Annotated in this window: 1 protein-coding gene and 1 pseudogene; both read left to right on the forward strand. The window is 78.2% G+C overall.

Translation table 11 applies throughout. The annotated features are described in order from the left end of the window. Positions 1–629, forward strand: a 629-nt coding sequence (cbiT, locus tag JM949_RS35870; protein ID WP_238434480.1) for a precorrin-6Y C5,15-methyltransferase (decarboxylating) subunit CbiT, incomplete at its 5' end; no start/stop codon positions are given. Then, a pseudogene (locus tag JM949_RS35875) lies at positions 617–1,573 on the forward strand (cobalt-precorrin 5A hydrolase); the annotation flags it as partial. The gene cbiT and the pseudogene JM949_RS35875, both read left to right, overlap by 13 nt.

Genomic DNA, 1,573 nt, shown 5'->3' on the forward strand with positions numbered 1-1,573 from the left:
GCGTCGACAACCAGCCCGCCGCCGCGCCAACCGGCGGCTGGGTCGACAACCAGCCCGCCGCCGCGCCAACCGGCGGCTGGGCGCTGCCGGAGGACCGGTACGCCCACCGCGACTCCATGATCACGAAGTCGGAGGTGCGCGCCCTCGCCGTCGCCCGGCTGCGCCCCCGACTGGGCCGGCTGATCTGGGACGTCGGCGCGGGCAGCGGCTCGGTCGGCATCGAGTGCGCCCTGCTCGGCGCGGCAGTGCTCGCCGTCGAACGGGACCCCGAGGCCGGCGCGACCATCCGGGCCAACGCCGCCGCGCACGCCGTGCACGTCCGACTCGTCGTCGGACCCGCCCCGGCGGCGCTGGCCGACCTCCCCGAACCCGACGCGGTCTTCGTCGGCGGTGGCGGCGTCGACGTCCTCACCGCCGTGCTGGCCCGCCAACCCGAGCGGGTGGTGCTCACCCTGGCCGCGCTGGACCGGGTCGCACCGGCGGTAAGCCTGCTGCGCGCCGCCGGCTACACGGTCGAGGGCTGCCAACTCTCCGCCGCCCGCCTCGCCGACCTGCCCGGCGGGTCGATTCGCCTCGCGGCCACCAACCCGGTGGTCGTCCTCACCGGGGAGCGCCCGTGCCCGACCTGACCCCGCCCGCCCGGATCGGCCTGGTGGCCGCCACCGCCGCCGGCCGCCGGCACGCCGACACCCTGGCCACCGCCTGGCCGCACGCCCGGCTGGTCGAGGGAGAGAACGTCGCCGCCGCGCTGCCGGACCGCCTGGGCGCAGTGCGACGCGGTGGTCGCGTTCCTGGCCACCGGCGCGGTGGTGCGCATCCTCGCGCCGCTGCTCGACGACAAGCGCACCGACCCGGCCGTGGTGGTCGTCGACGAGGCGGCCCGGCACGCCGTGGCGCTGCTCGGCGGGCACGCCGGCGGCGGCAACGACCTCGCCGAGCGGGTCGCCGCGCTGCTGGACGCCCGACCGGTGATCACCACCGGCACCGACGCGGTCGGGCTGCCCGGACTGGACACCCTCGGCTGGCCGGTGCGGGGCGAGGTCGCCGCGGTGTCCCGGGCCATCCTGGACGGCGAACCGGTCGAGCTGATCGCCGACGCCGACTGGCCGCTACCCGCGCTGCCGCCGAACGTCAGACCGCTGGCGACCGACGCCGCTGCCGGCGCAGACGCCGACGGTGACACGGCCGCCGCCGACGCGGGCGGCGGCGGTGGCGACGCACCGACGGTGGGTACCGGTTGCTGGTCACCGACCGGGTGGTGCCGCTCGACGGGCGGACCGCCGTGCTACGGCCACCGTCGCTGGTCGCCGGGGTGGGTGCGAGTCGGGGCGTACCCGCCGCCGAGGTGGCCGAGCTGCTGCACCGGGTGCTCGCCGAGGCCGGCCTCGACCCGGCGAGCCTGAGCTGCCTGGCCAGCGCCGACGTCAAGGCCGACGAGGCGGGCATCCGGGACACCGCCGACGCGCTCGGCGTACCCCTGGTGACCTGGCCGGCGACGCGGTTGGCGGCGGTCGACGTGCCGCACCCCAGCGAGGTGGTCCGCGCCGCGGTCGGCACGCCCAGCGTCGCGGAG

This window comes from Micromonospora tarensis, assembly GCF_016803395.1.
In the GTDB taxonomy this organism is placed as follows: domain Bacteria; phylum Actinomycetota; class Actinomycetes; order Mycobacteriales; family Micromonosporaceae; genus Micromonospora; species Micromonospora tarensis.